This window comes from Streptomyces sp. NPDC058086, assembly GCF_042885015.1.
In the GTDB taxonomy this organism is placed as follows: Bacteria; Actinomycetota; Actinomycetes; order Streptomycetales; family Streptomycetaceae; genus Streptomyces.
In genome coordinates, this window is sequence record NZ_JBHVST010000221.1 from 1 (window position 1) to 5,910 (window position 5,910).

Annotated in this window: 3 protein-coding genes and 6 pseudogenes; 6 read left to right on the plus strand and 3 right to left on the minus strand. The window is 68.3% G+C overall.

What is annotated here, in order from left to right; genetic code table 11:
- Positions 1-103: pseudogene (locus ACFVWD_RS56950) on the plus strand (RNA-guided endonuclease TnpB family protein); the annotation flags it as partial.
- Here the strand turns inward: ACFVWD_RS56950 and ACFVWD_RS56955 are convergent.
- Positions 94-336 (minus strand): annotated as a pseudogene (locus tag ACFVWD_RS56955) (IS481 family transposase); the annotation flags it as partial. The pseudogenes ACFVWD_RS56950 and ACFVWD_RS56955 overlap by 10 nt on opposite strands.
- A gap of 60 nt (positions 337-396) precedes the next feature.
- Here ACFVWD_RS56955 and ACFVWD_RS56960 point away from each other — a divergent pair.
- The 3 pseudogenes from ACFVWD_RS56960 to ACFVWD_RS56970 all read left to right on the plus strand — a co-directional run.
- Positions 397-744: pseudogene (locus ACFVWD_RS56960) on the plus strand (transposase); the annotation flags it as partial.
- A 101-nt stretch (positions 745-845) separates the two neighbouring features.
- Positions 846-2,494, plus strand: a pseudogene (locus tag ACFVWD_RS56965) (IS1182 family transposase).
- 18 nt (positions 2,495-2,512) lie between these two features.
- Positions 2,513-3,451 (plus strand): annotated as a pseudogene (locus tag ACFVWD_RS56970) (IS701 family transposase); the annotation flags it as partial.
- A 50-nt stretch (positions 3,452-3,501) separates the two neighbouring features.
- On the opposite strand, the pseudogene ACFVWD_RS56975 reads toward ACFVWD_RS56970, so the two are convergent.
- Together ACFVWD_RS56975 and ACFVWD_RS56980 are read right to left on the minus strand one after the other, a co-directional pair.
- Positions 3,502-3,729, minus strand: a pseudogene (locus tag ACFVWD_RS56975) (helix-turn-helix domain-containing protein); the annotation flags it as partial.
- 122 nt (positions 3,730-3,851) lie between these two features.
- Positions 3,852-4,469: a LysE family translocator gene (locus ACFVWD_RS56980; protein WP_389606964.1), complete on the minus strand. Its 618-nt coding sequence runs from the start codon at positions 4,467-4,469 to the stop codon at positions 3,852-3,854.
- A gap of 76 nt (positions 4,470-4,545) precedes the next feature.
- On the opposite strand from ACFVWD_RS56980, the gene ACFVWD_RS56985 reads away from it, so the two are divergent.
- Both ACFVWD_RS56985 and ACFVWD_RS56990 read left to right on the plus strand, forming a co-directional pair.
- Complete coding sequence (locus ACFVWD_RS56985) at positions 4,546-5,070, plus strand: CGNR zinc finger domain-containing protein (protein WP_389606965.1); 525 nt, start codon at positions 4,546-4,548, stop codon at positions 5,068-5,070.
- A gap of 391 nt (positions 5,071-5,461) precedes the next feature.
- Positions 5,462-5,815 carry a hypothetical protein gene (locus tag ACFVWD_RS56990; RefSeq protein ID WP_389606967.1) on the plus strand — a complete coding sequence of 118 codons (354 nt, stop codon included), beginning with the start codon at positions 5,462-5,464 and terminating at the stop codon, positions 5,813-5,815.
- The last annotated feature ends 95 nt before the right edge of the window (positions 5,816-5,910 follow it).

Here is a 5,910-nt window from a genome sequence, read left to right on the forward strand (position 1 = left end):
CAACGGGGCGTTGCAGGAACGCCGTGACGCCTACCGGCATGTCTCGAAGACGAGCGTCAGGTACGGGATGCAGTCCGCGCAGCTCAAGGACATCCCGAGCTTCTTGACGTCCACGTGCACCAGCGATCCGGGCTGCGGGTGCTCGTACCGGCGGATTGGCTCGCCAGTCGCGCGGTCAACGTGCGACAACCTGTTGAGCCGGGCCGCGGTGAGGATGCGGTGCACGGTCGACGGCGCGATGTCGAGCCGCACGGCTAGCTGAACGGGACCCTCTCTCAAACGAATTCGCAAACTCACACAGCGCTTGGTCACGGCCTTGGACGTCTTGCTCGGTGAAGACTTAGTAGGACTCCGTTAGGTCTTCCTGTCATGCTTGTCCTGGAGGAGGTTGGACGGGTGGACGCACATGAAGTGAAGCGTGTTCGGGCGACGTTGGCGTTGTTCGTAGCCGATGTGTTCGCGTCGGTGCCGCGGAAGGACCAGCGGGCCAAGGGCGACTGCTACCTGCGGGGGCTGATGCTGGACGGTCGCCGCAAGTCGATCCAGGCGATGGCCGCGCGGCTGCCGGACGGCAACGAGCAGAACCTGCAGCAGTTCGTGAACCAGTCGACGTGGGATCCGGAGCCGGTGCAGCGGCGGATCGCCGAGCGGATGCTGCCGCTCATCCGCCCGACGGCTTGGGTGATCGACGATGTGTCAGTGCCCAAGGACGGGAGGATGTCGGCCGGGGTGGCTCCGCAATACTGACCCTGTTGGCGAATTCGTCAGGCCACCACGGGCAGCGCCTTGGCGGCGCGATAATTGAGGTCACCAGTCGCGGGGACGACGTCCATGAGGTGATGGCGATGTCCCTGCGTGCCCACGAGCCCCTTCCGGTACCGGACTTGACTGCGCAGGTCGCACGGGCTGCCTTTCCGGACGGCTGCCTGGGCATGCGCCTGCGAGACGCCCTGGGGCCGGTCTTCCGCGACGACGACTTCGCGGATCTGTTCCCACGACGCGGACGGCCGGCCCTCTCGCCGGGGCAGTTGGCACTGGTGTGCGTGCTGCAGTTTGTTGAGGGACTGTCCGACCGCCAGGCCGCGACCGCCGTTCGGGAGCGGATCGGATGGAAATACGCCCTCAGCCTGGAACTGACTGACCCCGGCTTCGACTTCTCGGTGCTGTGCGAGTTCCGTGCCCGGCTCATCGCCGGCAAGGCCGAGCGCCGGGTATTCGACCGGCTCTTGAAGGTGTGCCAGGACCACAAGCTCCTTGGCAGCCGCGGAGCGGCCCGCACCGACTCCACCTACGTGCTGGGCTCGGTGCGCGTGTTGAACCGACTGGAGCTGGTCGGCGAGACCGTGCGCGCCGCACTGAACGCCCTGGCCATCGCCGCCCCGCGCTGGCTCGGTGGCTGGATGCCTCCCGGGTGGGCCGACCGCTACGGGCATCGGGTGGAGAACTACCGGCTTCCCCAGACCGAGGCCGAACGACTGGCCTTCGCGACAGCAGTGGGGGCCGACGGTGCGGTGATCTTGACCCGGGTGGACGCCGACGACGCTCCTGCCGTGCTGGAGGAACTCGAGGCGGTGCAGGTCCTGCGCGCGGTGTGGCCGCAGCAGTACGACCTTGCTGCCAACTCCCCGCGCTGGCGGGCAACCGAAGAACTGCCCTCCTCACAGGAGCGGATCGCTTCCCCCTACGACGTCGAGTGCCGATACGCGATCAAGAGGACCACGAGGTGGACCGGCTACAAGTGCCACCTCACTGAGCACTGCAGCCCCGACCTGCCCCACCTGGTCACCGACGTGGACACCACCGACGCCTCCCAAAGCGACCAGAACATGATCGCGCCGATCCACGACCGCCTCGACCAGCGGGATCTGCTGCCCGACGAGCACCTGGTCGACACCGGCTATACGGCTGCGGCCACCCTCCTCGACGCGGCCCATGACCGTGGGGTCGCCTGGTCGGTCCGATGCCACCAGACACCAGCTGGCAGGCCAAGGCCAATGAAGGCTTCGACCTCGCCGCCTTCGCCGTCGACTGGCAGGCCCAGACCGCAGTCTGCCCCCGGGGTGCGGTAGCCCGGCAGTGGCGCGAGCAGCTCGACAGCCGCGGCCGCCCCGTCATACGGATCCGGTACTCCGACCAGGACTGCGCGGCATGCCCCGTGCGCGGCAAGTGCACACGGAGGGCGAGTGAGCCACGTGACCTGGTCTTACGTCCGCAAGCTGAGCACGAGACCCTGCAACGGCACCGACAGGAACAGGGCACGACCGCCTGGAAGGAGAGCTACCGTCGACGCGCCGGGGTGGAGGGAACGATCTCGCAGGCCGTCCGGGGCCCCGACATTCGACACGCCCGCTACCGCGGCCTCCCCAAGGTCCAGCTCCAGCAGATCTTCTCCGCTGCCGCCCTCAACCTGCTCCGCGTTGACGCCTGGCTCACCGACACGCCCTTGGCACGAACCCGGGCGTCACGCCTCGAAGCGCTGCCCGTGATGGCCTGACGAATTCGCCAACAGGGTCAATACTGCGGGGCCTTGGGCAAGCGGGCCAACTGCCAGGTGGCGGTCAGCGTCCACGCCGCGAGCGACACCGCCTCGTGTCCGCTGCAGTGGCGGCTGTTCCTGGCCCAGGAGTGGGCGTCGGACACCGACCGCCGGGCCGTCACCCGGATCCCGACCGAGGTCACACACCGCGAGAAGTGGCGCCTGGCCCTGGACATGCTCGACACCCTCGCCGCCTGGGGCATGACACCGCCGGTCGTGGTGGCCGACGCCGCCTACGGCACCAACGCCTACCTGCGGACCGCGCTGTCCGAGCGAGGACTTGCCTACCTCCTGTCCATCCGCTCGGATGTGAGTGCCCACCCCTTCGACGCGAAGCCCGCGACCCCGGCCCGCAACGGGCCCACCCGCTGCTGGCCCCAGCCGCGTTACCGACAGGCCGCACCGTCGGTGGCAGCCCTGGCCACCGGCCTCGGGCAGGGGGCATTCACCCCTCTCACCTGGCGGAACGGCTCGCGAGGGGAGTTACGCTCCCGCTTCACCGCCGTGCGCGTCCGCCCGGCCGGCAAGGCCGTGGAGCGTCCGATTCGAGCCGCCGCCTCGGCCGAACAGGGCTGGTGGGACGGGGTCCTGCCCGACTGTTGGCTGCTGATCGAATGGCCCGCCGACGCCGACGCACCGACTGACTACTGGCTGTCCAACCTGCCCGCCGACACCCCCATCGCCGAGCTGGTCCGTCTGGCCAAGGTCCGCTGGCGCATCGAGCACGACTACCGCGAACTCAAACACGGCCTGGGCCTCGACCACTTCGAAGGCCGGTCCTGGCCCGGCTGGCACCACCACGTCACCCTCGTGACGGCCGCCCACGCCTTCCTCACCGAACAGCGCCTGGCCCCAAAAGTGCCCGCACCGGTCTCACCCTCTACCAAGTCCTCGACGCCCTCCAGGGCGTCCTGAGGTGCTGGACCGGTGTCTGCACCACCTGCCGCCAAGCCCTCCCCGCCAGGACACACACGACGCCAAGATCGAGATAGACCTAACGGAGTCCTATTAGGCCGCGACGATCGGTCATGCATGGGCTCGTCGGCCAGGTAGCGGTCGACCCAACGCTTCACTGTGGGCCAGGACACTTGGAAACGGGCGGCGACCTCGCTGATCGGCCAGCCCTCGTGGACCACGAGACGCGCGACCTTCAGTCGGTGCCGGGGAGTCAGAGCAGCATTGGGATGAGACATGGTGAGGCCTTCCTGGGCGTGGCCCAGGAGGGCCTCGGATTCGTCAACGGCGGTCGGGGTGCCGGGGCACCGCTGAGTACCGGTGCCGCAAGGCGCGACCTGTTCTTGGTAGCGGTTTCAGGTCAGACTTGGGCTCGAGCGGGCACCTCGCGGGCGAGTAGAAGTGCGACGGCGCCCAGGAGAGTGCCGGTGACGCGGCGTTGCACAGTGGCCCAGCTAGGGCGTTGATCGAGGAAGGTGGCGATGGCGCCGGCGGCGATGACGATCAGGGCGTTGACAGTCAGGCTCACCGCGATCTGGACCGACCCGAGAGTCAGGCCCTGCGCGGTCGGATGCCCGTGATGTGGGTCGATGAACTGCGGGATCAGGGTCAGGTACATGATCGCGGCCTTGGGGTTGAGCAGGTTTGTCACCAGACCCATACGGAAGAGCCGAGCCGGGCTGTCACGGGGAATGTCGCGGACCTCAAACACGCCTCGCCCTCCGGGGCGTAGGGCATGCCAGGCGAGGTAGGCCAGGTAGACAACGCCGACGGCTTTGAAGCCGATGAACAACCAGGGCACGGCGACGAACACGACCGCGAGGCCGAGGTTGGCCATCAGCATGTAGATGACGAAGCCGACGCCGGTGCCGGCCAGGGAGATGAGCCCCGCAGCGCGCCCCTGGCTGATGCTGCGCGAAACGAGGTAGATCATGTTGGGCCCGGGGGTCAGCACCATGGCCAGCGCGGTGAGCGCCATCCCAAGGACGGACGCACCAGAGAGGGGTGAGGACAACGAGGTGAGGGACATGCCCCCACCCTGGTGTAATGTCCTTATGCATCTCAACCCTTACGGCGAGTATGCCGTACTCCTCGCCCGTTCCTTGGCTGACGACTGGCCCGATACCCGGGCCGGGATCGTCGAGCGGACCCGCGAGTTCGGCATGACGATGCCCTTCCCCGAGCGGCCTGACGACCACACCCGCTGCCGGGCAGTGGTCGACGACTGGATCCGGGTCGTCGACGCCCATGACCCCAACCAGCGGGCAGCGATCCTCAACGAGCAGATGGCTGCCGCTACTGCCTATCCACGCCTGACCGACCATAACGGCGAGGGATGGCACCTGCACTATCGCGACGTCGACGACGACCTACCGCGAGTGCTGCACGCCGTGTTCAGCGTCGGCACTGCACTGCACCTGACAACTCGGGGCATGCATCGCCTCGGCCGGTGCGCCGCTCTCCCCTGCACGAACGTCGTCGTCGATACCTCGCGGAACGGCACACAGCGGTATTGCTCACCACGCTGCGGCAGCCGGGATGCCGTCCGTCGGCACCGCGCTCGTCAGCACGAGCGGTGACGACTCGGCGACTGGTCGCTATAGATGACGAGCAACGGTCGAAACGTTCGGCGTCGTCGATCAATGTCCCCGGTCAGTACATCTAGGCGGTGCGCCTTCGCAGAGTTGGCGGCCGGCCGGTGGCGTTGGTGAGCATCCCGCGGACGGTCTCCGGGTGCCAGCCCTCCCCGCCGCTTTGGGCCGGATGCCCTCGTCGTCCAGCGCGGCGGCGATCTCGCGGTACGACAGCTCGTCCTTGTCGCGGAGTTGGCGGGCACGGGTCCGGTCGGCCGTCCTCCGGCGGGGCAAACTCAAGGTCGTAGCCGAGCGGGTCGTGATCGGCCCCCCGCACCGCTCACACGGCGCGACCTCGCGGGCCTGGCTCGGGATCCGGGTCAGGTGCCCGAGCCCAGTGTTCCCTCTCCGCCGCCCCCTCCTGGTGTTCCCTCTCCGCCGCCCCCTCCTGGTGTTGCCTCTCGCGCTCTTCGTCGCGTCGGCGGCGGCGTTGCTCGTCGTGGGCGTACCAGGCGTCATGGTCCGCGGGGTTGGCGAGAGCATCGGGGAGGGCTTCCCACTGACCGTGTCCGCACCGCCACCACACCGCATCGACTCCACCATCGTCCGCGCTCACCAGCACGCCACGGACAACGGCCGAAAAGAAGAGATGCACCGGCGGGACCCGCAGGCGTCGGTGGGCAAGCTGACGCAGCCGATGGACAACCCGGTCAACGTGGTTGGTGAGACCACGGTGCTGCGCCGACGTTGAGGCAGTACCCGCGCGAGCAGGCCAACGCCGGACCAATGTCACCCGTACGGCTTACACGCCCTCGCCTCGGGCGTGCGACCCTCACCCGTTCAGCC